Genomic DNA, 22711 nt, shown 5'->3' with positions numbered 1-22711 from the left:
TTCCGATGCCCGCGAGTAGCGTGCAGGTCCGCCGTTGCGGCGTCTTGCGCGCTTCGCGCGCCCGGTTCCGCCGTGTGTCGCCACACATGTGCCGCGGAATGTGAATGCGTCGCGCCCGTCCCGGGTGAAAATAGCGCTCCCCCAATCTCCGCCCATCGGCCCGGCGTCGTCGCGGCGGGGGCCCGCAGTGGAGAGACCCGAACGTGCACCACACCTCGCTGATCGCATTACTGGTGGGCGGCTTCGTCCTGGCCTTCGTCTTCGGCGCGGTCGCGCAGCGTTTCCGGCTGCCTCCGCTCCTGGGCTACCTGCTCGCCGGCGTCGCGGTCGGCCCCTTCACGCCCGGCTTCGTCGGCGACAGCGCGCTGGCGCCGCAGCTGGCCGAGATCGGCGTGATCCTGCTGATGTTCGGCGTCGGCCTGCACTTCTCGTTGGCCGACCTGATGAAGGTGAAGAACATCGCGCTGCCGGGCGCGGTGGTGCAGATCGCGGTCGCCACGGCGATGGGCTGGGGCCTCGCGCGCTGGCTCGGCTGGTCGGACATGGCGGGCCTGATCTTCGGTCTCGCGCTGTCGGTGGCCAGCACCGTGGTGCTGCTGCGCGCGCTGGAGGAACGCCGGCTCGTGGACACCACGCGCGGTCAGATCGCCGTGGGCTGGCTGATCGTCGAGGACATCGCGATGGTGCTCGCGCTGGTGCTGCTGCCAGCGCTGGCGGGCGATGCGTCCGCGGGCGAGCCCAAGCCGCTCTGGCAGGCGCTGCTGCTCACGCTGGCGAAAGTCGGCGCGTTCGTCGCCTTCATGCTGATCGTCGGCCGACGGGTCATCCCGTGGCTGCTCGACCGCATCGTGCGCATGGCCAACCGCGAGCTGTTCACGCTGTGCGTTCTGGCGATCGCGCTGGGCGTGGCGTTCGGCTCGGCCGCGCTGTTCGGCGTGTCGTTCGCGCTGGGTGCGTTCTTCGCCGGCATGGTGCTCAACGAATCCGAGTTCAGCCACCAGGCCGCCAACGAGACGCTGCCCCTGCGCGACGCCTTCGCGGTGCTGTTCTTCGTCTCGGTGGGCATGCTGCTCGACCCGATGATCCTGGTCGAGCGCCCGGTCGAGGTGGTGGTCACCACGCTGATCATCATCCTCGGCAAGTCGGTGGCCGCCTACGGCATCGTCCGCGCGTTTGGGCGCGACAACAACACCGCGCTGCTGATCGCCGCCAGCCTCGCGCAGATCGGCGAGTTCTCCTTCATCCTCGCCACGCTGGGCCTGCAGCTGAAGGTGCTGCCCAAGGACGGCCAGGACCTGGTCCTCGCCGGCGCGATCATCTCGATCGTCGTCAATCCCTTCCTGTTCGCTGTGCTGGACCGCCGCAAGGCGCGCCGCGATGCCCGCGCGCGCGCGCAGGCCGATGCGGTCGCGCCGCTGCCGGCGGATATCGCGGGACACGTGCTGGTGGTCGGCTACGGCCGTGTCGGGCGCGAGCTCGCTCCCCTGCTGTCGTCGCTCGGCATGACGGCGGTGGTGGTCGACGCGGACAGCCATCGCAGCGACGAGGCACGCGCCGACGGCTACCTCGCGGTGACCGGCAACGGTGCCGACGTGCGCACGCTGCGCGAGGCGCACGTGGACAACGCGGGCTTCGCGATCGTCGCCGTGCCGACCGCGCTCGAGGCCGGCGCCGTCGCCGACTGCATGCGCAAGCAGTCGCCGGGGATCACCATCATCGGCCGTGCGCATACCGAGGACGGCGCGAGCCACCTGATCAGCAACGGCGCCGACGCCGCGGTGATCGCCGAGAAGGAACTCGCGCACAGCATCATCGCGATGATCGAGGCCACGCCCGCGCGGCGCGGCGGCAAGCCGCTGCCGCCGGCGCTGGGCGTGGCGGGCTGACGCGCGCATCACGCCTGCCACCGACCGCGCCACGTGCCGTCGCGACCTGCCTAAAGCGCGCACATGCAGGACTCGTCCTGGCGTGGCGGCGGCCGGCAATGAATCCGTCGTCGCCACCGCGACGTGCGGCCCTTGGGCGCGACGGCGACCGCAGCGCGGCCGAAATCGACGCGAATCCTTCGCGACGGAGGGGTCGTCTCGCTTATTCAGGTCGCCGACGAGGATCCCGCTGCCATCGCCTGCGAAATCGATGCACATGCTGCCGTGCAGGCCGAGCCGCCCCATAATCCAGCGCTGCAGGCCGCGGCAGCTCAAGGTGCGGCTCGACCCACCCGTCCAGTCATTACAGGGAAAGATATGAACGCTCGAACGGCTCTTGCCGCTGCCGTACTGCTGGCCTCGGCCCTCGCGCCCTTCGCTGCCCGGGCATCGGGGCCTTACGCCGTGGCTGTCGAGCTGTCGCACCAGGGCGAGGTCTTCGCGGCACCGTCGGTCGTGGTCCGCGACGCGGAGCCCGCGTCGATGGAGGTGACGGGTGCGACGGGATACAGGCTTGCACTGACGGTGCGGGAACTGGCGGCGGACAGGATCGAAGTCGTCGCGGCGGTGGATTCGGCGCACGGCAGCATCTCGCCGACCGTCGTGGTGAAGCCCGGCGTGCCGGCCAGCATGAAGATCGGCGAGATGGGGCTTACGGTGACGGTCGCGCCGAATGGCGGTTGATACACCTGCGATCAGCTAAGCGTTGCGGCATCGCTGCGCTTGACCTAAGTATCGAGGTTCTGGGCGAGACGGCGAAGCGACCACCTGCGGTTGCAGTAGCGCGACAGCACTTTACGGTAGGCACGCTTGGCGGGGCCGTGCGTCCATCAACCCGCGGCAACACAGCGCACCGGCCTTAGCAGCCGGCGTCTCGTCGGGTCGACACGGAGCCGGCCCTTGATTGGGACGATCTCCCCAAGCGCCTGAATGGACTAGCGTCCCGCCACCAGCCCCTGGTGCTCGGCGCGGCCGACCACCTGGTCGACCGACGCGCCGGTCTGCCACGTCGCCTGCTGCCGCTGCACGTCGGCGAGGATGTCGTCGGCGTCGACCACCGCTTCTTCGCCGTGCTCGGCGTTGCGTTGTTCGGCGAGCGCGGCGGCCCAGTCGGCGGCATGCGGGTCCATCGCGACGTCGGCCATCAGCGCATCGACGTCCACGTCCGCACCTACCGCGTCGGACGACGCCACTTCGGGCAGGCCAGCGGTCCGTTGCTCTTCCAACGCGGCGGCCCAGTCGAGGTCGTGATCGCTCATGCCGGCCTGTTCGCGGACCAGCGCGTCGACGTCGATGGCAGGCGCCGGCTTCGGCAGGGCCATCGGCGCCACGCTCGCGGTACCCAGGCCCAGCAGTGACTGGCACAGCCGCGCGCCGGCCTCGCAGCTGGCGAGCCTCCACGGCGACACCGGCGCGCAGCTAGGCAGCAGGTCCTGGCGCGCGTCCAGCCAGTCGCGCGCGGCCTGCAGCGAGCCCAGCGCTTCCCGGGCCTGCGCGACGAGGCGCACGGCGCGCAGGATCAGGTCCGACTGCGCGGGCGAGAAACGGCGGTCCAGCGCGACGATCAGCCGCACCGCGTCGCTGGGCACGAACAGGTCGCGCGGCAGCGGGCACTGCGACTGCAGCGATGCCCACATCGCGCACGTCAGCCCGTGCCGCACGATCTCGAGGACGTCGAGCTCGCTGGCGATGGGGGTGTCCAGGAGTTCGCCCATGCGGGCGAGAACCGGATCGGTGCTGGCGGGGGAAATGCTCACGATTGCCTTCCCAGCATCGGCCCCCGCAGCGGCGGCTTTAGCGATGCGGACCGGGTTTGCGCGCGAATCACGGGCCGGATGCGCAAACCGCGACGTGGCTCACCCGCGCGGGCGGGTCTGAATCACGCGCGCCCGCAACCTGTGGGCGGTCGCGCAGGATCAAGCCCGGCGCCTCACTCCCCGTCGTCGCTCACCGCGTCGCGCGCCTTGCACTGGAGCACGGTGTAGGTGCCGGCCGGCGCCTTCGGCAGGCCGAGCAGGAACAGTTGTTCGAGCGTGTAGCTGTCGGCCTCCGACTGAAGGCTGCAGCCGTTCGACCTCGCGAACGCATCGAGATCCTCGCCATCCGGGCGCAGGCGAAGCGCGACGGCCATGCCTTCGGACACGCAGCAGCCGATGTGCTCGACCATGTATTCCTCGTCCAGCCCGACGAGGTCGTGGCCCAGCAGCGTGGCTGGCTTCCGCAGCAGCCGGTAGTCGCTGTAGTCCACGCGCGCATCGGCCTTCGCGGGCACCAGCCCGGCGTCGACATAGCCCTGCACCGCGACGTCAGCCTCGCCCTCGCGCTCGTAGGTGCCCGGCTTAAGGCGCAGCGCGGCCAGCAATGCGACTGCAGGCCTGGTAGGCGCGGGCTCGGACGCGCCGGCGGGCTTCGCCGCCACCGCGGCCGCGAGCGGCGGCGTCGACGGAATCGTGCAGCGCCCCGCCTCGCAGATGCGCTCGCCCTTGCAGTCGGTGTCCTTCGCGCACTGCCCCGCCGTCGCGGCCATGCCGATCGGCGTGACGTCGTTCTGGCCGCAACCGGCGAGCGCCATGGCGCAGGCCATGGCGAGAAGCATCGTCCTCATGTGTCCCCTGTGGTGGCGCCAGGGCCGGCGCCGCAAGGCGCGCATGATGCCGGTGCGCGGCGTGCAAGGAAACGCATTTGTCGCGCGCATCGTGCGCTGCTCGCAGCGGCCCCCTGCAGGGCTGGGCACGCCGTCGCCGCAGGAGCGCCAACGGGATGAGCGCTGGGCGATACGCCCGCGCTGGCCATCGCCGCGGCTCGGCACCGCCACACGCCGTCATTCGCCACACTGGGGGTATCGCCGCATCCGCTCGCGCGCGAATGGCGCGGGGCATGTCGAACGCACGCGATGCCGACATCCTCGTCGCCACCGTCGTCCTCCCGACGCCCTGGGTCTCCACGGCGCCCATGCGCCGCCTGCACAAGACTCGCGCCGCGCCATCATGGACCTACCGCATGACCGCCGCCCTGCCGCTCACGTCCCGCCCCGCCACCGAAGCCGACGTCCCGTTCCTGCTGGCGCTGCGCCGCCAGACCATGGACGCGCACCTCGCCGCCACCGGCGCCGACACCTCGGAGGCGCACCATTTCGCGCGCCTGCGCTACGGCTTCGAGCACGCGTGCGTGCTCGAACTCGACGGCCGCCCCGTCGGCCTGCTGAAGGTCCGCCGCGCGCCGGAGGAATGGGAGGTCATCCAGATCCAGCTCGGCCCCGAGCTGCAGGGCAAGGGCATGGGCCGCATGTTGCTGCAGCAGGTGATCGAAGAAGCCACCGCCGCCGGCGCCGGCCTGAAGCTCAGCGTGCTCAAGGCCAATCCCGCGCGACGGCTGTACGAACGGCTGGGCTTCGCGATCGTCGACGAGACCACGCACGAGTACGTCATGCGGCGGCCGAGACCCTGACGCAAGCGCGCGGACCGCGGTAGCCTGCAAATCGGCATCCGCCTCGGGGGAGATCCAGATGCGCTCATTATTCGCCGTTCTGTTCGCCTCGACACTCGTGCTGGCGGGGTGCGCGTCAATTCCGCTGAGCACCGCAATGCGGCTGTCGTCGCTCAAGCCTCGGACGCTCGCGCAGCTCGACCCGGCCGACGTGCGTGTACGCGTGTCCCTGCCGGACGGCTTCGAGCTCAACGTCCCGAAGAGCCGGCTCACCGTGTCGCTCGCCGCGACCAATGGGCCGTCACGCAAGAGCCAACTCGGCCTGTCGCTGCTGCAAACCGTGCGCGATACGCGATCGCCCGGCTGGTTCAGCGCCGACGTGCCGGTGTCGACCTACGTACTCGCGTTATCGCCAGAAGGCGTGCGTGAAATGCGCGCGATGCAGCAGTTCGCCCTCGCCGGGAACCCGAACAAGTTCGAACTGGGCATCAACGTGCCGCTTGCCAAGTCACCTGAAAACCCGCGCGACCTGACCTTCTGGGCCGACGTGAAGCTCAGGCGCGACGAGTCGTGGATGCGGCTTATCGATGGCGCGACGCTGAAGTTCGATAGGACATCGGCTTCGCGCTAGTCGAGGGCCAGCCAGTGCATCCCAGGCGTGCACAGCACTGTGGCCCCGTACCCAGTCTCGCGCCCGTTGGTCAACACCACGTGGCGCTAGCTCCGAATCCTCAGCGATTGTGTCGTAGCCGGGGGCCCGCCCGGGATTTCTTCCGACGCGGCGCCCGAGCCGCTACCGGCAGGGGTACACCGGCCACAGGACTTCCGCCGCACGCGTGGCGCGGCGGCCATCCACAGCGCTAGCCTCACGTCCAAGCTCATCGCAAACGAGTCCCATGAAGAAGCTTCTTGCGCTCACCGTCCTGCTGGCCTTTGCCTCCATCGCTTCGGCAGAAGACGTCCCCACCCGGCTTACGTATCCGAAGTCGGAACTCGCGCCTTCGAACACGTACACCATTCCCGACATCGTCGACCGCTTCCTCGCGGACACGGGCCGGACGTCCCTGATCGATCCGACGAAGGTCTTGTTCCTTCTCGACGGCAAGGAGTCGTCGACGGCGGCCTCGCAGCTGGACAAGTCCGACCGCGTGGAAGTGCTGTCCGACGGTGATGCGATCGTCATCAACGTGGTCACCAAGCCCGCCGGCAAAGGGACCTGAAGCTTCGCCCGGGCCGTGCCGTTTCTCGGCATGGCCTGATCCAGTCGCCAGCCCTTCCCTCACAAGGAGTCGTCGATGGGAATCGCGGTCCTGCTGTTCCTGGTCCACACCCTCTTCGCCTACTGGGTCGTCTTCCGCGACGGTGCGGAGGTGATGGAGGGCTGGAAGGCCTTCGTCTTCATCGACTGGTTCGCGGGCCTGCTGGGCGCGGAGCAGCTGAAGCTGTATGTCGCCATTTCGTGGATCGCGAGTGCGGGCTGGCTCGCGTGGACACTCATCGTCGGGAGAAGCTCATGAAGTCGGGAAGCTGTCATTGCGGTGCCGTCCGTTTCAGCGTGGACGGCGAGATCGACAAGGCCATCGAATGCAACTGCTCGCACTGCAGTCGCAAGGGATTCCTGCTGTGGTTCGTGCCGCGCGACGCACTGCAGGTCACGGCCGGCGACGACCGGCTCACCACGTACACGTTCAACCGGCACGCGATCCAGCACCGCTTCTGCGCGGTCTGCGGCGTGCAGCCGTTCGGGCTCGGCAGCATGCCCGATGGCACGTCGATGGCCGCCATCAATATCCGCGCTCTGGACAATGTGGATCTGGACGCGGTGCCGCGCGTCGCGGTCAACGGCCGCGACTTCTAGTCGACGGCCCCGGCATCGCGCTGACCCGCCGCCTCTTGCCGGCCACCCAGGGTCGCCGCGACGCGAGGCACGGCCACGATCGCGGGCAGCACTTCCGGCACTGCCGTGATCCGCGCGTTCTGCTCAAATGCGGGTCACATCCAGATGCCCGGACCTCATGAAGCGACGTCTTTTTGCGCTCCCTGCGCTGCTGCTGCTCGCACTGCTCGTTCCCGCGCTGGCCTTCGCCAAGCCCTTGCTGGGCTTCGGCATCGCTGTCGCCACGGACGGCTTCTTCAGCACCACGCTGGAATCGGTCAAGGTCACGTCGGTGCGGCCGGGCAGCGCGTCGGAGAAGGCGGGGCTGAAGGTCGGCGACATCGTCGTCGAGATGGACGGCACGCCGGTCAAGGGCGCCAGTGGCCCGGCGCTCAAGAGGGCGCTGGCCGCGGTGAAGCCGGGCGAACACGTCGTACTGAAGGTGGAACGCGCAGGCAAGGGGTTGGTCGTTGTCGACATCGTCGCAGGCTCCTGAGCGGTAGACCGGTTTCGCGCGACGCTGCGACCGCCCACGATTAAAGCGCTCATCAGGACAGACTGCTGGCGCTGCAGCCGCCGACGTCAACCGACGTTGCCCGCCTAGTGACCCTCAGGCTACGGGAGCGCCGCATCGACATCGTCACCCACGCGGACAGGCCATCGATTCCCATGCACCAGACACCAGCCCCTCCGCCCTCCCGCCCCGGCCGGGCCAATGCCTCCCGGTTCGGTCGCCGGCTGCTGGCGTCCTGCATCAGCGCTGCCGTGCTTCCCGCGTTGCTGGTGCTGCTGGATCTGAATGGTGTCGGCAGCCAGACGCTTTATTGGACGGCTACCGCGCTCTCGCTCGCTCTTCTCTGCGCCTGGCCCCTGGCCGCAAGCAGGGCGCGGGTCGGCGTCGGCCGAAGTGCCGCGCTCGCGGTGGCGATCCTTACGCTGCTGATGCTCAGCTTCTTTGTGGGTTCCGCGATCACGACGGTCGGCGTCCACGCATGGCTGCCGCGAACGCCGGGAGCGTCGTCCTGACGGTTCCCGCGGCCCTCGCGCGTCGCATCGCATCGAATCGAACGGATGGCGGGCATTGGCCTGTTCGCAAGGCCCGCGAGCGGGCCGCTACTTCGCGGTCTCCAGCGAACCCCTGGTCCATCCGCAGGTCGCCCCGGATACGGACGCCGGAGCGGGACGGCCCTACGGCACCTGAGCCGTATCGACCTGTCCCGCCGGGGCTTCGCGCGGCACTCGCCGGAACAGGTTGAACGCGAAAAGCAGCAGCGCCAGCAGGACCAGCACCGCGCCGGCACCCACCACGCCGCCGGCGCAGGCGCGACCGGCGATCGAGCCGTAGATGCCGATCGGCAGCAGGATCGTGCCCAGCAGGTGGCTGACGTAGTGCGCATTGACGGCGCGCGACGAAAGATCGGGCCGCGCGTTGTAGACGATCCCGGCCAGCATGATCAGAACGCCGCTGGCGAGGTTGAGATGCGCATGCACCGGGGCGTACGTGAAGTTCTGCGTGGCGCCCAGCTGCATGCCCATGACGATGCCGACGATCAGCAGCACGACGCCCGTACGGAGAAACAGCTGGCCTTTCATGTGTTTGCTCCCGATGCGCGGATCGCGCGATGGCGATCGTCGGCACCCGGCGCATCCTGGCGGCGCCCGTCCGTCGGCCCGTCTGCAGGTGGTTCGGCGACGGTACGCATCCACATGCGCTTCGCCTCACTGAACGGTCGCGCGAGGTGAAGGCGGAAATACACGGTGGCATCGAGCGGCGGTCCCTAGCCTGAGCGAAACCTTCAGGGCCGCTTTCCGATGGATTTCTCGAACCACCCCGCCGCCGACACCCCGAGTTGCCCGGTTCCGTGGGTCGAGGAGGCGTCGCCCTCGCGTGCGCAGCGCTTCCTCGACCGCATCGCCTCCCCCGAATTTCCCTGCGTCGGCTCGAAAGCGGCACTGGCACGCGGCGCGATCCGCGCGCTGGAACTGGGCACCTTGGGCTGCCCGCGCAACGATGCCGCGCTGCTCGATGCGCTGGAGGAGTTCGCCGCCTTCGTCGAGTCCCAGCCCGAGGGCGATACCACCGTGCATTCCTTCGCCGCCTTGTTCGCCGGCCCCGGCGACACCGACGAGGCGCACTTCGAGGCGCTGCTGTGGGCGCAGCTGCAGCGCCTGCACGACCTCGATCGCGCGCGCGGCCACGCCTGGGCCGACGGCGTGTCGCCCGACCCGGACGACGCGCGCTTCAGCCTGAGCGTCGCGGGCCACCCGTTCTTCGTGATCGGCGTACATGCCGGCGCCTCGCGCCTCGCGCGGCGATTCGAGTCGCCCGTGCTGGTATTCAACTCGCACCGCCAGTTCGATGCACTCCGCGCCGACGGCCGCTACGCGAAGATGCAGGCCGCCACCCGCGCACGCGACACCGCGTTGCAGGGCGGCATCAACCCCAACCTGGCCGACTTCGGCACCGCGGCCGAGACGCGCCAGTACAGCGGCCGCGCGGTAGAACCCGAGTGGCGCTGCCCCCTCCACATCCGCACCGGACGCCTGCACTGATGAGCGACACCACCCGCATCCCACCCTGCTCCGCCCATGCCATCGAACTCGAGGCCGGCGACGAGCTGGTGGTGATCGACCCCGAAGGCCAGCAGGTCAGCGACCTCACCGCCTTCAGTCGCGAGGACGTCCGCGAGTACCTGTCGTCGGGCCGCTCGATCGATTACGCGTCGCGCATGTTCCTCACGACCGGCGACCTGCTCTATTCCAACCGCAGCCGGCCGATGTTCGAGATCGTCGAGGACACCTGCGGCCGCCACGATTTCACCCTGACGCCCTGCTCCAAGGACACGTTCTCGATCATCTACGGCGAGACCGAAGGGCGCCCGGGCTGCGAGGGCAACCTCGCCGAGGCGCTGGCTCCGCACGGCATCGAGGTGGACGACATCCCGATCGCCTTCAACGTGTTCATGCACGTGGACGTGGACTCGGCCAGCGGCGTGATCCGCGTGCTGCCGCCCAAGAGCGGCCCGGGCGATTTCGTCCGCCTGCGCGCACTGATGCCGCTGATCGTCGGCATGACCGCCTGCTCGGCCGGGCAGTCGAACAACTTCCGTTACAAGCCGATCGACTACCGGATCATCCGCGCGGCCGAAGCCGACGCCTGAGCGCCGCAGGACGACGAAAAGGCCCCGCGATGCGGGGCCTTCGTTCCTGCCCGAGTGGATCGATGCATCGACCCGGCTGCCGCAACGGGGCGCCGCGTCTGGCGGCGACCCGTTGCGGTTGCACTCACACGCGCGGCGGATCGGTCTCGCGATCCCAATGGCGGTGCATCGCCACTGCTTCGACGAACGCCGCCAGCGCCGCGTCGACGTCACCGCCATCCATCAGCAGGAGGCCGGGGTCGGGCGAGCCGTCGGGCAGTTCCGTCGGCAGGCCGGCGGCCGCCACGAGGCGACGCGACTCGCCCAGCGCGAGCAGAGTCTTGCAGTGCCTGTACTGGTCCTTGATGCCTTCCAGCGTGCGCCCGTTCGCGGCCAGCACGTCCACGGCCGCGGCGCCGTCGGGCAGCACCATCGCGTCGAACAGGAACGCCGGCTCGTTCTCTAGCGAGGCATCGGCGTCCAGCACGCCGCCGTCGGTGGTGCGCACCGGGCCGATGCGCGGGCCGACCAGCCGCGGAACGGCGCCTTCCTCGAGCAGGCCGGACTGCAGCGCGGTGACCGCCGCGCCATCCACGCCATCGGCCACGACGATCGCGATCTGCCGCGTGCGGATGCTCCCGTCGCCCGGGCGCGCGAGCAGCGAGAGCGCGTCCGACGACTCGACCTCCGGCTTCGGCGCTTTCGCCAGCACCGGCGGCATCGGCGCCGGCACGTCCATGCCCAGCCCTGCGGCGACGCCCGCGGCCAGCTCGTCGGACACGTTCGCCAGCATCGAGACGGTGCGCTCGCGGATCGCGGGCACCGTCACCTTCGACAGCTCGAAGCGGAAGGCCGCGACGATGTGCGCCTTCTCGATCGGCGTCTGGCTCTCGAAGAACAGCCGCGCCTGGTTGTAGTGCTCGGCGAACTTCTCCGGCTTGCCGCGCACCTCGTTGCCCTGCACCACTTCCGGGAAGCCGACAAAGCCCGCGCCGCCGGCCTGGAACGGGCAGCCACCCGCGAGGCTGTTCGGCTCGTAGCTCACGCGGCCGCGGTTGATCGCCTGCCGGTGGAAGCCGTCGCGCTGGTTGTTGTGCACCGGCGCGATCGGCGCGTTGATCGGGATCTCGTGGAAGTTCGGCCCGCCCAGTCGCGTCAGCTGCGTGTCGACGTAGGAATGGATGCGGCCGGCCAGCAGCGGGTCGTTGGTGAAGTCGATACCGGGAATGACGTGCGCGGTGCAGAACGCCACCTGCTCGGTCTCGGCGAAGAAGTTGTCGGGATTGCGGTCCAGCACCATGCGGCCGACCGGACGCACCGGTACCAGTTCCTCGGGAACGATCTTGGTCGCGTCCAGGATGTCGAAGCTGAAGCCCTCGGCCTGCTCTTCGGTGAAGATCTGCAGGCCGAGCTCGTACTCGGGGTAATGCCCCGCCTCGATGGCTTCCCAGAGGTCGCGCCGGTGGTAGTCCGGATCGGCGCCGGAGATCTTCACCGCCTCGTCCCAGACCAGCGAATGCGTTCCGAGCACCGGCGTCCAGTGGAACTTCACGAACACCGCCTGCCCCTTGGCGTTGACCAACCGGAAGGTGTGCACGCCGAAACCCTGCATGGTGCGGTAGCTGCGCGGAATCGCGCGGTCGCTCATCTGCCACAGCAGCATGTGCGTGGATTCGGGCATCAGCGAGACGAAGTCCCAGAAGGTGTCGTGCGCGCTCGCGGCCTGCGGCATCTGGTGGTGCGGCTCGGGCTTCACGGCGTGCACGAGGTCGGGGAACTTCATCGCATCCTGGATGAAGAACACCGGTATGTTGTTGCCCACGAGATCCCAGTTGCCCTGCTCGGTATAGAACTTCACCGCGAAGCCGCGCACGTCGCGCGCGGTGTCCTTGCTGCCGCGTTCGCCGGCGACGGTGGAGAAGCGCACGAACACCGGCGTGCGCTTGCCGCGGCCCTGGAACGGCGCGGCGACGGTGATGTCGCGAAGGTCCTCGTAGCTCTCGAAATAGCCGTGTGCGCCCGAGCCGCGCGCATGCACGATGCGCTCGGGAATGCGCTCGTGGTCGAAGTGGGTGATCTTCTCGCGGAGGATGAAGTCCTTCAGCAGCGCGGGGCCGCGCAGGCCGGCCTTCAGCGAGTTCTGGTTGTCGCCGATTGCCACGCCCTGATTGGTGGTGAGCACGCGCCCGGCCGAATCCACGCGCACGCGGTCGAGCGGATCGACGGTGGGGTTCTCGCCGATCGCGGCGGGCGCGCCGGCCTTGTCGTTGACGTTGAGCTCGGTGAGCGTGCTCGCACCGACGATCGGATCGATGTCGACGTGCGCCCCTTCCGGCGGCACGGGCACGCTGCCGGCCTTCGCGTACTCGCCGGCCTTGGCCGTGTTGACCCTCATCGCCTCGGCCACCTGCTGCGTGCGCGCCATCTTCTCGGCCGGCGCATCGCCGGTGCCGGGCGGCGGGCCCTTAGCGCTACCGCTGTCCGTCTTGCGGGCGGCGGCCTTGCCGCCGGTGGCGCGGGCAGCGCCCGCCTTGGGGCCTGACGCGTTGCCGCCGGCCGACTTCTTCGTAGCCATGGATATCTCCTGTGCGACCGCATGCCGCCCGGCGAGGCTAGCCGCCGGCTCGTTACGGCTACTGCATGGCGCGGCCGGTAACAGGCGGCCGTATCGACGTCGGACGCTGTCGTGCAACGGTGCCGCCGGTCGGGCCAAGCCGTGCGCGCACCACGTCTGCCGGGAGGGCGCGCTCTGCTAGATTCGCGCCGTCCCGGGGAGAGACCACGCCGCATGGCGCACAACCAGTTCGAGCTGCTTCGCCAGCGGCGCTTCGCGCCGTTCTTCCTCACCCAGGCGCTGGGCGCGTTCAACGACAACGTGTACCGGCAGGCGATCATCGGCCTGCTGTTCTGGCTCGAGGCCAGCGACGACCAGAAGACGCTGTACGCGACGCTCGCGCCGGCGCTCTTCATCCTTCCCTACTTCCTGTTCTCCTCCATCGCGGGGCAGATCGCCGAGAAGCTGGAGAAGTCGCGCGTCATCCGCATCACCACCGCGATGGAGATCGCGATCATGTCGCTGGCGGCGGTGGGCTTCGCGCTGCAGAGCCTGCCGGTGCTGCTCGTGGCGCTTTTCTGCACGGGCGTGCAGTCCACGCTGTTCGGGCCGGTGAAGTATTCGATCCTGCCCTCGGTGCTGAAGCCCGAGGAGCTCACCGGCGGCAACGGGCTGGTGGAGATGGGCACGTCGGTGTCGATCCTGCTGGGCATGCTGCTCGGCGGCTCGATCTTCCATCTCGCGGGCGAGTACGGCCCGTACGCGGCGGGCGGGGCGGTGGTCGCGCTCGCCATCACCGGCAACCTCGTCAGCCGGCTGATCCCGCCCGCGGGCGCGAGCGCGCCGGAGCTGCGCGTTCGCTGGAACCCGCTGCCCGAATCGATTGCGATCCTGCGGCTCACTCGCAAGCAGCTGGCGGTGCGCAACGCTGTGCTCGGCGTGTCGTGGTTCTGGTTCGTCGGCACGGTGCTGACCTCGGTGCTGCCGGCCTACGCCGAGACGGTGCTCGGCGGCGGCGCGACGCTCTACCTGTTCGCGCTCGCGGTGTTCTCGATCGGTACCGGCATCGGCTCGATGCTCTGCGAGAAGCTCTCGGCGCGCACGGTGGAGATCGGCCTGGTGCCGATCGGCGCGCTCGGCATCACCGCGTTCCTCGTGCACCTCTACTTCGGCCGGCCGGACGCGGCCACCGCACAGGGGCTCGACGTCGCCGGTTTCCTCGCCGCGCCCGGTGGCTGGCGCGTGGCGCTCGACCTCTTCGGCATCGGACTGTCGGCCGGCATCTTCGTGGTGCCGCTGTTCGCACTGATCCAGAGCCGCACACCGAAGGCGGAGATGTCGCGCGTGATCGCCGGCATGAACATCCAGAACGCGCTGCTGATCGTGCTGGCCGCGGGCGCGACGCTCGGCACGCAGCGGCTTCTGGGCTGGTCGATCCCGCAGCTGCTGCTGGCGCTCGCCGTCGCCAACGCGCTGGTCACGCTGTGGATCTTCAGCATCGTGCCGGAGTTCGCGATGCGCTTCGTCAGCTGGGTGCTGGTGCGCTCGCTGTACCGGCTGCGCGCCAAGGGCATCGAGGCCAACGTACCCGACGAGGGCCCGGCGCTGATCGTCTGCAACCACGTGAGCTACATGGACGCGCTGATTCTCGCCGGGGCGATCCCGCGGCCGGTGCGCTTCGTCATGTACTACCGCATCTTCAACATCCCGGTGATGCGCTGGATCTTCCGCACCGCCAAGGCGATCCCGATCGCCGGCGCGAAGGAGGACCCGGCACTGATGCAGCGCGCATTCGACGAAATCGACGCGGCGCTGGCCGAGGGCGAGCTGGTCGGCATCTTCCCCGAGGGCGCGCTGACCAAGGACGGCGGGATCGCCGCGTTCAAGTCGGGCGTGGAGAAGATCCTCGAACGCCGTCCGGTGCCGGTGGTGCCGATGGCGCTGCGCGGCATGTGGGCCAGCATGTGGAGCCGTCGCGACGGCCGCCTGGGCCGCATGCGCGTGCCGCGCCGTTTCCGCGCGCGTGTCGAGGTCGTGGCCGCGCCTCCGGTTGATGGCACCACGGCCACGGCGGACACGCTGGAAGCGCAGGTGCGCGCCCTGCGCGGCGATGCGGCCTGACGCGTCGCCCTGCTAGCATCGCGCCGGTCCACCATCTTCAGACAAGGGGAACACCATGAGCACGCCGCCGCCGATCCAGCCGCCACCGCACATCACGCAGCCGGGGAACACCGCATCGCCGGTGCCGAACTACATGGTGTGGTCGATCGCGATCACCATCGTGTCGCTGTGCGTCTGCTGCATCATCGGCACGATCCCCGGCATCGTCGCCATCGTGTTCTCGTCGAAGGTCAACGGCGCGCTCGACCGCGGCGACTTCGCCGAGGCCAAGCGTTCGTCCGACAACGCCAAGCTGTGGTGCTGGATCACCACCGGCCTGTGCATCCTCGGCGTGGTGCTCAACATCGTCTTCTTGGCGACCGGTGGCATGGCCCAGTACATGGAAACCATGCAGCAGTTGCAGGGGATGAATTGATCGCGACGCGATCCCGCAACGCCCTCGTGGCGACGGCTTCGGCCGTCGCCCTGCTGGGCGTGTGGCTGCTGTGGCGCTTCGATCCGAACGCCCCCGGGAACCCGTTCCTGCCCTGCCTGTTCCGGATGGCCACCGGCCTGTACTGCCCCGGCTGCGGCCTGACCCGCATGCTGCATGCGCTGGTGCACGGCGACATCGCCCGTGCCGCGTCCATGAACGTCCTCGCGCTCGCCGGCCTGCCCGTGCTCGGCGCCATCGCCCTCAACGAGATGCGCGGCCGCACGCTGCTGCGTGGCGCCGTCGCGCGTTTCGCCTACAACGGCCGTTTCTGGATGGTCGCCGCACTTGCGTTCGGCATAGCGCGGAACCTGCCGTTCGCACCTTTCACCGCGCTCGCGCCCGGCTGAATCTCAGGTCGTCGCGGCCACCCACTGGCGCACCAGCCAGTGCGCGATCGAGATGCGCGCAGGCGGCAGGAACGGGCCGGACTCGGGCTCGCCACGCGCGTCGGCGTCCAGCGCCGCCACGATCTCCTCGCGCTCGAACCAGCGCGCCTCCTCCAGCTCGTCGCTGCCGCGGATCTCGGCCGAACCGGCATCGGCGATGAAGCCGAGCATCAGCGAGGTCGGAAACGGCCACGGCTGCGAGCCGAGGTAACGGCAGCCGGTGATGCGGATACCCGTCTCCTCCATCACCTCGCGCGAGACCGCTTGCTCCAGCGTCTCGCCCGGCTCGACGAAGCCGGCGATCACCGAATAGCGGCGCGCGGGCCACGAGGCCTGTCGCCCCATCAGCAGGCGCGTGCCCTCGCCGACGGCGACGATCACCGCCGGGTCGGTGCGCGGGTAGTGCTCGCGCTCGCAGCGAAGGCAGCGGCCGAGCCAGCCGCCGCGCACGAATTCCACCTCGCCGCCGCAGGCGCCGCAGTAGCGATGCCGCGCATGCCAGTGATGCAGCGCGTGCGCGGTAGCGTAGGCGCTGGCCGCGCGCACGGGCCACGTCGCGGCGGCGCGACGCAGGTCGATGCGGGGCGTCGTCGCGTCGGTCAGCGTGCTGGCGAACCAGGCGACAGAGTCGGCGTCGATGCCGAGAAAGTCCGCATCCGCCGGCATCGGGCCCAGCGACTCGCCCCACGACACCGACGGCGCGCCATCGACATCGGCGGCCGCACGCCCGTCGCCATCGACGCGCAGCACGCAGGCGGCCGGCCACATCGCGGCGAGCGCGGCGGGGTCGTCGCGCAGGTGGTCGGCGCGATCGAGCGGCGCCAGCTGGGGATCGGTTCCGACGAGCGCGTACGGCGCGTCGGCGGGGCTCATGCGGAGAACGAGGAACCGCAGCCGCAGGTGGTCTTCGCGTTCGGATTGCGGATCACGAACTGCGCGCCGTGCAGGCTCTCGGTGTAGTCGACTTCCGCGCCCATCAGGTACTGCAGGCTCAGCGGGTCGACCACGAGCGTCACGCCGTCGGTCTCCACCGCGAGGTCGTCCTCGGCCTTTTCCTCATCGAACTCGAAGCCGTACTGGAAGCCCGAGCAACCGCCGCCCTGGATGTAGACGCGCAGCTTGAGCGCGTCGTTGCCCTCTTCCTCGATCAGCTGGCGCACCTTGGCGGCCGCCGACGAGGTGAACACCAGCGGCCGCTCGAGCGACTGGTAACCCGGGGCCGTCGGCAGATCGATCATTTCCATGCGCGCAGGATAGCAGTGGCTTCCGGAACGCCGTTCCAATGCATCGCGACGATGCTTTCCGCGCGCGTCACGGCGCGGTCGCGGGCGCCGGCGACGTCGCTTCGGCCCAGGTCACCGCGTGATCGACCGCCGCCCGGCCGCGCGGCTTCAGGTGCACGCTGACGCGCACGGGCGCGAAATCGGCCGGCAGCAGCACGTCGCCCTCGACCTCCTGGAAATAGCGGAACGAGAACGGCGTGCCGGGTGCCTTCGGCTGCTGCCGCAGCGCGTTCCAGTCCAGCGTCTGCATGCGGCCCCCGCGGCTGCCTTCCACCGACAGCGTCAGCTCGCCGGTGCTGACCGCGGCGCGGTCGAGATTCTGGGTGAGCACGGCCGTGAAATGCCACGCGTTGCCCGCCTGCCGCTGCATGCGCAGCGCGTGCACGCTCAGGCCGTGGCGCTGGCCCGTCGCGCCCACCAGCCGCTCGTAGAAGTCGACGTCCGCCCGCAGCTGCGCGATCTGCTCCTCGCGGTCGGCCAGCGTGGACTGCAGCTGGCGGTTGGCGTCACGGCTGATCTGGTCCGAGCGGCCGAGCGTGGCCACGCGCTGCTCCAGCAAGGCCGTCGCCTTGGCATTGCAGGCCGGCGGACGGCCGCCTCGCGCCACCTGCCAGACGCCCCAGGCGCCGAACAGCAGCGCCAGCAGGAACACACCGAGCGCGACGACGAGTCCGAGTCCCGCACGGGCAGCGGTCGGGGTCGGGCGTGGCTCCATGGCGGTGTCCTCGTACGGCGGGAATGCGAGTATGCCGACAGCGCATGCACGCCCGCGGCGCTCCCATGCCGCCGTACGCCGGAGATCCGCCATGACCGACGCCCCGCTGTTCGCCCTCGGCCTCGTGCTGGCCTGGCTGGCAGGGGTACGCGTCTACCTCACGGTTTTCGGCATCGGCCTCGCCGGCGCGCTGGGATGGATGGAGCTGCCGCCGGCGCTCGAGGTCACGCAGTCACCGTGGGTGCTGGGCGTGGCCGGCGTGCTCGCGGTGGTCGAGTTCTTCGCCGACAAGTTCCCGGGCGTGGATTCGATCTGGGACCTGCTGCATACGCTGCTGCGCGTGCCGGTCGGCGCCTTCCTCGCCGCGGCGGCGCTGTCGCCCGATGGGCATTTGGGTGCAGGCGCGCTCGCCACCGGCGCGGGCATCGCGTTCGCGAGCCATGGCCTCAAGTCCGGTACGCGCGCGCTGCTCAATACCTCGCCCGAGCCGGTGACCAACTGGACCGCATCGGCTGGCGAGGACGCCGCCACGCTCGGCGTACTCGCGCTGGTGCTCACCCACCCGGTGGCCGCGCTCGGACTCGCGCTGCTGCTCACGCTGGTAGTGGTGCTGGCGCTGCTCTGGCTGTGGCGACGGGTGCGCCGACTGCTGCGTCGGCCCACGCCTGCCGCGCCGGCGGCGCGCTGAGCCGGATGCGAGACGGCCCGCGCGAGGCGGGCCGTTTTCGTCAGCTTTCGATCTTGGACTGCAGGTAGAGTGCGTCGCCGAGGCGGTCCATCAGCGCGAGCTGCGTCTCGATCCAGTCGATGTGTTCTTCCTCGGATTCGAGGATATCGGCGAACAGCTTGCGGCTGACGTAGTCGCTGACCTGCTCGCAGTGCGCGATCGCCTCGCGCAACAGCGGCAGCGCCTCGTACTCGAGCGCAAGGTCGGCGTTGAGCACCTCGCGAGGATCCTCGCCGATGCGCAGCTTGCCCAGCGCCTGGAAGTTCGGCAGGCCGTCGAGGAAGAGGATGCGCTCGGACAGCTTGTCCGCATGCTTCATCTCGTCGATGGACTCGTGGTACTCGTGGTCGGCGAGTTCCTTGAGCCCCCAGTTCTTCAGCATCTTTGCATGCAGGAAGTACTGGTTGATCGCGGTCAGCTCGTTGTAGAGCGCGCGGTTGAGATATTCGATGACCTTCGAATCGCCCTTCATGGCGACGGCTCCTCGGTGACGGCAGCCGACACTCTAGCGACCCGGAAGAACGGATGACGTAACGCGAATCGACTGCATCTCCGCGCGCGTTTGCGGCACGGCCTAGGCGGCCTGGGACAGCACCGGCAGCGGCAGCTCGCGTCGCGCGTGGGTCTCGTCGAGCAGTTGCGTGGCCATCTCGATGCAACTGCCGCAGTTCGCGCCTGCGCCGGTGCGCATGGTCAGCTCGGTCATCGTGCGGCAGCCGGCTTCGGCAGCCTGGCGGATGTCACGGTCGGTAACGCCGTTGCAGATGCACACGTACATGGAGGCCCATCGAGGTATTCCGGCAGCCTCGACAGTGCAACACGAATGAGAATGATTGTCAATTCGGCGCGGATTCAGCGGGCATGCCGCCCTGCGTCGCCCCGCCACCGCTATGCCGTGGACGCTGTCGGCCGTAACTGCGCGGGCCGCGGGCGTCGCGGGGATCGGGCTGGGGCGTAGGGATCGCACCGGCCCCGGCCACGCTTCGCGCGGTCGGCGCCAAGTGGCGCAGCGCGCGCGAATAGACGCCGCGCTTGAACGTCACCACGTGCTCAAGCGGGTACCAGAAGTCGACCCAGCGCCAGTGGTCGAACTCGGGCTTGTCGGTGAGGTCGAGCCGGACGGCAGACTCGTCGCCCTTGAGCTGCAGCAGGAACCACACCTGCTTCTGGCCGATGCAGACCAGGCGGTCGCGCCGGCGGATCGCGCGCTGCGGCAGCCGGTAGCGCAGCCAGCCCGGGGTCGCGGCCAGCACCTCAACGTGCTGCGGCAACAGCCCGGTCTCCTCGCGGAGCTCGCGGTACATGGCCTCGAGCGGTGTCTCGTCGGTGTTCATCCCGCCCTGCGGGAACTGCCAGCCATCGCGATGGACGCGACGGGCCCAGAACACCCGGCCCTCGGCGTTCATGATCACGATGCCCACGTTGGGGCGGTACCCGTCCGGATCGATCACGATGCGGACCTCGATCTGCTTAGGCCGAAAGGCCACTGCGCCCGACTCTGCCACGGGGTGCCGTCGACAACAAGCGAACGGCGGAGCGCATCGGGTGATTGACAGCCGCCGGTCGAACCGGAAGAATTCACGGTTCACCGCACTGGCTATGTAGCTCAGCCGGTTAGAGCACAGCACTCATAATGCTGGGGTCGGTGGTTCGAGTCCACCCATAGCCACCAGTTCGGTGAATCATCTAAGCCCGCGAATTCGCGGGCTTTTTTTGTTTCTGCTCGCTACGCAAGCGTGCGCCGCAGTTAGTGCTGGGAGCGGCTTGGGACAAATCTGTGACAACTTTTCTGTCACACGTCGAACGCCGTTTTTCAATCTGACCCAGCACCACCTACAGCCGCCAGCCTGACGAGCCAAGCTGGCGGAATCGCGAGCTTTCGTCTCAGGGCCTTCGATAACAGTTGGACGTCGCCGAGGTTCCGTCTCGCCGCAGAATTGACGTTCGCGTCAGCCACCTACAATCGTCTCCCACGAGAAGCGGACGCCGCCTGCCCATGAACCTGCGTTCCCGGCGAGCTCGCGTGTCTGTCGTACTCGGGCTCGCATTGCTGGCCGCGTTCGCATGGCTGCGATGGCTACGCCCGATCGACGCAGGCTCTGGACCCGTTCCGTCGCAGCAGGACGATGGATGGAGGCTGTGCCGTCCGGCCACGCAGGGCTTCGACGAGGCCGCGCTGCTCGCCGCGACACAGCGGCTCGTCGACCGGCCATTGGATGTGCATGCCGTGGTGATCGAGCGCCACCGGTGTCTCGTCGCAGAGATGTATCGGGGTGGGCTCGATCGATCCGTCTACTCGCTGGTGTCAACGCGGCAGTCGTTCGGGCCGGCGACGCTCCACGACGTCCGATCCGTGGGTAAGAGCGTCACGGGCCTGCTTTACGGGATCGCGCTCGCCGAGGGCCGGGTGCCTGCGACGGATCAGCCGGTCGCCCTCGCCTTTCCGGGGCTCGCCGGTCGGGCCGCGAAGAATGCGCGCGTGATCCGTATCCGCGACCTGCTGGACATGGGCAGCGGCTTGGCATGGACGGAGGGCAGGCCCGGGCTCAACGACGAGCTGAAGTTGTTCTGGAAGCGCGACCTGCCGGCCTACGTGCTCGACCACCCCATGAGCTACCCGCCGGGCACGGTATTCAACTACAACGGCGGCGGCACCGCGCTGCTCGCTGCGATCATCAGCGATGGAACCGGCGAGCCGCTGGACCAGTTCGCGCAGGCACGCCTTTTCAAGCCGATGGGCATTCGCAGCTGGGAATGGGTGCGCGACGTCCATGGGCGCCCGATGGCGTTCAACGGGCTCCGCCTGCGCCCGCGGGACCTGCTGAAGCTCGGGCGCCTGGTCCTCGACGACGGCCGCTGGGACGGACGCCAACCGGTTCCAGCGGACTGGGTGCGCGATGCGAGAGCGCCCGGTCTTCCGACCAATATCGATGGCGTGCGTTACCGGGGCCAGTGGTGGACGGGCACGGCGCGATGGAAAGGCGTGCGGTCGCGTGGCAGGCCGCGTTCGGCAACGGGGGACAACGCCTGTTCGTCGTACACGACCTCGACCTTGCGATCGCCACCACGGCCGGAGCCTACGACCAGTTGCCCACGGCGATCGCGGTGAACCGATTCGTCCAGGACGTGGTCGAAACAGTCGAGCGTTGACGAGTCGCCAGAATCGGCGTTTCGATATCGGCGCGACGCGAAGCGGGCGACGGACTGCTATCGCAAACCCCTGAGCCGCGTGTCGATCGTCAGTGTTGGTGATTCGGCAATGCGTTGCGCCGCCTGCCGTCGCGCCAGCCAGCGGGCCCGGCCAGCCAGCCGCCCACCCTCATGGGTATATCGAGGTGTGACCCAGCTAGACCGCATCCGTGGTCGATGCATGCACCGCAACGGCACTCGACGGATTCGAACCCACGCCGTGGGGCTCGATGAAGCCGGTGGCGATGCCCGCGCACACCAGAAGGATCAGCACGACCGACAGCACGATGCGCTTGGTCAAGGCGTTGACCGTGCGTTTGCTGGTGCCCTTGTCGGTCAGCATGTAATACAGGCCGGCGCCGAGGTTGTAGATGATCAGGCCGAGGAAGCCGACGATCAGCAGCGTTTTCATGAAGTCACCTGATGAGGCGCGCCGGTGTCGCCCGCCACGCACCGCTGGTACGGGCGGATGACACATGCGCGACGGAGGAAGAAGGCCGCCGTCATGGCGCCGAGGAACACGCCGTAGCAGACGGACGTCGCGAGGATCTGCTTCCACATGGGCCCGACGGAGACATCCGCGCTCCGGTAGCCCCAGTGCATGCTCGCGATCGACAGCAGCGTCGTCAGCGCCAGCGCGATGAGGTCGAACGACCAGCGCACCAGCGTCCTGGGCTGGCGCGGGTAGATCCAGTACAGCGCCGCGAGGATCGCGTACCAGGGCAGGAACAGGATCAGTGCGAGGTTGAGCTGGACACCGGCAGTCATGGCATTGCGGCAAGCATCTTCTGGACGGGTGCTAGCCTAGGGCGACCGGATCAGATTTTTCAGGATCAGATCTGCTGAAAAAAACCGGATCAGATTCAGCCGCGCCGTAGGTCGACCCCTAAGAAG

General features: G+C 69.0%; 28 protein-coding genes and 1 tRNA gene. 17 read left to right on the top strand and 12 right to left on the bottom strand.

The window, feature by feature from the left end:
* The first annotated feature begins 203 nt into the window (after positions 1 to 203).
* Positions 204 to 1886 carry a monovalent cation:proton antiporter-2 (CPA2) family protein gene (locus tag IE066_RS09475; RefSeq protein ID WP_189449254.1) on the top strand — a complete coding sequence of 561 codons (1683 nt, stop codon included), beginning with the start codon at positions 204 to 206 and terminating at the stop codon, positions 1884 to 1886.
* Positions 1887 to 2018: 132 nt separating this feature from the next.
* Positions 2019 to 2609: a hypothetical protein gene (locus IE066_RS09470; RefSeq protein WP_189449252.1), complete on the top strand. Its 591-nt coding sequence runs from the start codon at positions 2019 to 2021 to the stop codon at positions 2607 to 2609.
* Positions 2610 to 2860: 251 nt separating this feature from the next.
* Here IE066_RS09470 and IE066_RS09465 read toward each other — a convergent pair whose 3' ends face one another.
* On the bottom strand, positions 2861 to 3682 hold the full coding sequence (locus IE066_RS09465) for a hypothetical protein (RefSeq protein ID WP_189449248.1): 822 nt from the start codon (positions 3680 to 3682) through the stop codon (positions 2861 to 2863).
* Positions 3683 to 3855: 173 nt separating this feature from the next.
* A complete protein-coding gene (locus tag IE066_RS09460; protein ID WP_189449246.1) occupies positions 3856 to 4530 on the bottom strand; it encodes a hypothetical protein in 675 nt (224 codons plus the stop codon).
* Between the two features lie 272 nt (positions 4531 to 4802).
* Here IE066_RS09460 and IE066_RS09455 point away from each other — a divergent pair, with 272 nt between their 5' ends.
* The 7 genes from IE066_RS09455 to IE066_RS09425 all read left to right on the top strand — a co-directional run bounded on the left by IE066_RS09455 (position 4803) and on the right by IE066_RS09425 (position 8253).
* Positions 4803 to 5372 carry a GNAT family N-acetyltransferase gene (locus tag IE066_RS09455; RefSeq protein WP_229790765.1) on the top strand — a complete coding sequence of 190 codons (570 nt, stop codon included), beginning with the start codon at positions 4803 to 4805 and terminating at the stop codon, positions 5370 to 5372.
* A 136-nt stretch (positions 5373 to 5508) separates the two neighbouring features.
* The gene (locus IE066_RS09450) at positions 5509 to 5982 is read left to right on the top strand and encodes a hypothetical protein (RefSeq protein ID WP_229790764.1); all 474 of its coding nucleotides are present in this window, start codon (positions 5509 to 5511) and stop codon (positions 5980 to 5982) included.
* Between the two features lie 265 nt (positions 5983 to 6247).
* Positions 6248 to 6571 (top strand): hypothetical protein, encoded by a 324-nt coding sequence (locus IE066_RS09445; protein ID WP_189449242.1) that lies wholly within the window; start codon positions 6248 to 6250, stop codon positions 6569 to 6571.
* A gap of 75 nt (positions 6572 to 6646) precedes the next feature.
* Positions 6647 to 6868: a hypothetical protein gene (locus IE066_RS09440; RefSeq protein WP_189449238.1), complete on the top strand. Its 222-nt coding sequence runs from the start codon at positions 6647 to 6649 to the stop codon at positions 6866 to 6868.
* Positions 6865 to 7209 (top strand): GFA family protein, encoded by a 345-nt coding sequence (locus tag IE066_RS09435; RefSeq protein WP_189449236.1) that lies wholly within the window; start codon positions 6865 to 6867, stop codon positions 7207 to 7209. The genes IE066_RS09440 and IE066_RS09435 overlap by 4 nt, the downstream gene beginning before the upstream one ends.
* Before the next feature lie 157 nt (positions 7210 to 7366).
* The gene (locus IE066_RS09430; protein ID WP_189449234.1) at positions 7367 to 7723 is read left to right on the top strand and encodes a PDZ domain-containing protein; all 357 of its coding nucleotides are present in this window, start codon (positions 7367 to 7369) and stop codon (positions 7721 to 7723) included.
* 173 nt (positions 7724 to 7896) lie between these two features.
* The gene (locus tag IE066_RS09425; RefSeq protein WP_189449232.1) at positions 7897 to 8253 is read left to right on the top strand and encodes a hypothetical protein; all 357 of its coding nucleotides are present in this window, start codon (positions 7897 to 7899) and stop codon (positions 8251 to 8253) included.
* Positions 8254 to 8415: 162 nt separating this feature from the next.
* Here the strand turns inward: IE066_RS09425 and IE066_RS09420 are convergent, their stop codons facing one another.
* Positions 8416 to 8820 (bottom strand): hypothetical protein, encoded by a 405-nt coding sequence (locus IE066_RS09420; RefSeq protein WP_189449230.1) that lies wholly within the window; start codon positions 8818 to 8820, stop codon positions 8416 to 8418.
* Positions 8821 to 9039: 219 nt separating this feature from the next.
* Here IE066_RS09420 and gntA point away from each other — a divergent pair, with 219 nt between their 5' ends.
* Both gntA and IE066_RS09410 read left to right on the top strand, forming a co-directional pair.
* Positions 9040 to 9780: a guanitoxin biosynthesis heme-dependent pre-guanitoxin N-hydroxylase GntA gene (gene gntA, locus IE066_RS09415; RefSeq protein WP_189449228.1), complete on the top strand. Its 741-nt coding sequence runs from the start codon at positions 9040 to 9042 to the stop codon at positions 9778 to 9780.
* Positions 9780 to 10388, top strand: a complete 609-nt coding sequence (locus IE066_RS09410; protein ID WP_189449226.1) for a DUF1989 domain-containing protein — start codon at positions 9780 to 9782, stop codon at positions 10386 to 10388. Before gntA ends, IE066_RS09410 begins: the two co-directional genes overlap by 1 nt.
* A 124-nt stretch (positions 10389 to 10512) precedes the next feature.
* On the opposite strand, the gene IE066_RS09405 is transcribed toward IE066_RS09410, so the two are convergent.
* Positions 10513 to 12942 carry a catalase gene (locus IE066_RS09405; RefSeq protein ID WP_189449225.1) on the bottom strand — a complete coding sequence of 810 codons (2430 nt, stop codon included), beginning with the start codon at positions 12940 to 12942 and terminating at the stop codon, positions 10513 to 10515.
* A 213-nt stretch (positions 12943 to 13155) separates the two neighbouring features.
* On the opposite strand from IE066_RS09405, the gene IE066_RS09400 reads away from it, so the two are divergent.
* From IE066_RS09400 to IE066_RS09390, 3 genes are read left to right on the top strand one after another with little or no spacing between them, the layout of a single operon-like run.
* Complete coding sequence (locus tag IE066_RS09400; protein WP_189449223.1) at positions 13156 to 15042, top strand: MFS transporter; 1887 nt, start codon at positions 13156 to 13158, stop codon at positions 15040 to 15042.
* A gap of 55 nt (positions 15043 to 15097) precedes the next feature.
* The gene (locus IE066_RS09395; RefSeq protein ID WP_189449221.1) at positions 15098 to 15457 is read left to right on the top strand and encodes a CD225/dispanin family protein; all 360 of its coding nucleotides are present in this window, start codon (positions 15098 to 15100) and stop codon (positions 15455 to 15457) included.
* Between the two features lie 26 nt (positions 15458 to 15483).
* Positions 15484 to 15864: a DUF2752 domain-containing protein gene (locus IE066_RS09390; protein ID WP_229790763.1), complete on the top strand. Its 381-nt coding sequence runs from the start codon at positions 15484 to 15486 to the stop codon at positions 15862 to 15864.
* A gap of 3 nt (positions 15865 to 15867) precedes the next feature.
* Here IE066_RS09390 and nudC read toward each other — a convergent pair whose 3' ends face one another.
* The 3 genes from nudC to IE066_RS09375 all read right to left on the bottom strand — a co-directional run bounded on the left by nudC (position 15868) and on the right by IE066_RS09375 (position 17901).
* On the bottom strand, positions 15868 to 16776 hold the full coding sequence (gene nudC, locus IE066_RS09385) for an NAD(+) diphosphatase (protein ID WP_189449219.1): 909 nt from the start codon (positions 16774 to 16776) through the stop codon (positions 15868 to 15870).
* Entirely contained in the window at positions 16773 to 17141 is a 369-nt protein-coding gene (erpA, locus tag IE066_RS09380; RefSeq protein ID WP_189449690.1) for an iron-sulfur cluster insertion protein ErpA, read from the bottom strand. The genes nudC and erpA overlap by 4 nt, the downstream gene beginning before the upstream one ends.
* A gap of 73 nt (positions 17142 to 17214) precedes the next feature.
* Complete coding sequence (locus tag IE066_RS09375; RefSeq protein WP_189449217.1) at positions 17215 to 17901, bottom strand: DUF6776 family protein; 687 nt, start codon at positions 17899 to 17901, stop codon at positions 17215 to 17217.
* Between the two features lie 91 nt (positions 17902 to 17992).
* Here IE066_RS09375 and IE066_RS09370 point away from each other — a divergent pair, with 91 nt between their 5' ends.
* On the top strand, positions 17993 to 18589 hold the full coding sequence (locus IE066_RS09370) for a DUF4126 domain-containing protein (protein WP_189449215.1): 597 nt from the start codon (positions 17993 to 17995) through the stop codon (positions 18587 to 18589).
* 40 nt (positions 18590 to 18629) lie between these two features.
* Here the strand turns inward: IE066_RS09370 and bfr are convergent, their stop codons facing one another.
* From bfr to IE066_RS09355, 3 genes are all read right to left on the bottom strand, one after another.
* Complete coding sequence (bfr, locus tag IE066_RS09365; RefSeq protein ID WP_189449212.1) at positions 18630 to 19100, bottom strand: bacterioferritin; 471 nt, start codon at positions 19098 to 19100, stop codon at positions 18630 to 18632.
* A 102-nt stretch (positions 19101 to 19202) separates the two neighbouring features.
* On the bottom strand, positions 19203 to 19406 hold the full coding sequence (locus IE066_RS09360; RefSeq protein WP_189449210.1) for a (2Fe-2S)-binding protein: 204 nt from the start codon (positions 19404 to 19406) through the stop codon (positions 19203 to 19205).
* 58 nt (positions 19407 to 19464) lie between these two features.
* Positions 19465 to 20079 carry an RNA pyrophosphohydrolase gene (locus IE066_RS09355; RefSeq protein WP_189449689.1) on the bottom strand — a complete coding sequence of 205 codons (615 nt, stop codon included), beginning with the start codon at positions 20077 to 20079 and terminating at the stop codon, positions 19465 to 19467.
* Positions 20080 to 20223: 144 nt separating this feature from the next.
* Here IE066_RS09355 and IE066_RS09350 point away from each other — a divergent pair.
* Positions 20224 to 20300: transfer RNA gene (locus tag IE066_RS09350), tRNA-Met, on the top strand.
* Positions 20301 to 20624: 324 nt separating this feature from the next.
* On the top strand, positions 20625 to 21737 hold the full coding sequence (locus IE066_RS09345) for a serine hydrolase domain-containing protein (RefSeq protein WP_189449208.1): 1113 nt from the start codon (positions 20625 to 20627) through the stop codon (positions 21735 to 21737).
* 237 nt (positions 21738 to 21974) lie between these two features.
* Here the strand turns inward: IE066_RS09345 and IE066_RS09340 are convergent, their stop codons facing one another.
* Together IE066_RS09340 and IE066_RS09335 are read right to left on the bottom strand one after the other, a co-directional pair.
* Complete coding sequence (locus IE066_RS09340) at positions 21975 to 22229, bottom strand: twin transmembrane helix small protein (RefSeq protein WP_229790762.1); 255 nt, start codon at positions 22227 to 22229, stop codon at positions 21975 to 21977.
* Positions 22226 to 22585, bottom strand: coding sequence for a hypothetical protein (locus tag IE066_RS09335; RefSeq protein WP_189449204.1), 360 nt, complete (start codon positions 22583 to 22585; stop codon positions 22226 to 22228). Before IE066_RS09335 ends, IE066_RS09340 begins: the two co-directional genes overlap by 4 nt.
* Between the last annotated feature and the right edge of the window lie 126 nt (positions 22586 to 22711).

Source organism: Cognatilysobacter xinjiangensis, assembly GCF_014651995.1.
GTDB classification, from domain to species: Bacteria; Pseudomonadota; Gammaproteobacteria; order Xanthomonadales; family Xanthomonadaceae; genus Cognatilysobacter; species Cognatilysobacter xinjiangensis.
Note: the sequence above shows the minus strand (reverse complement) of the source record. Positions and strands in the feature narration are given on the sequence as shown.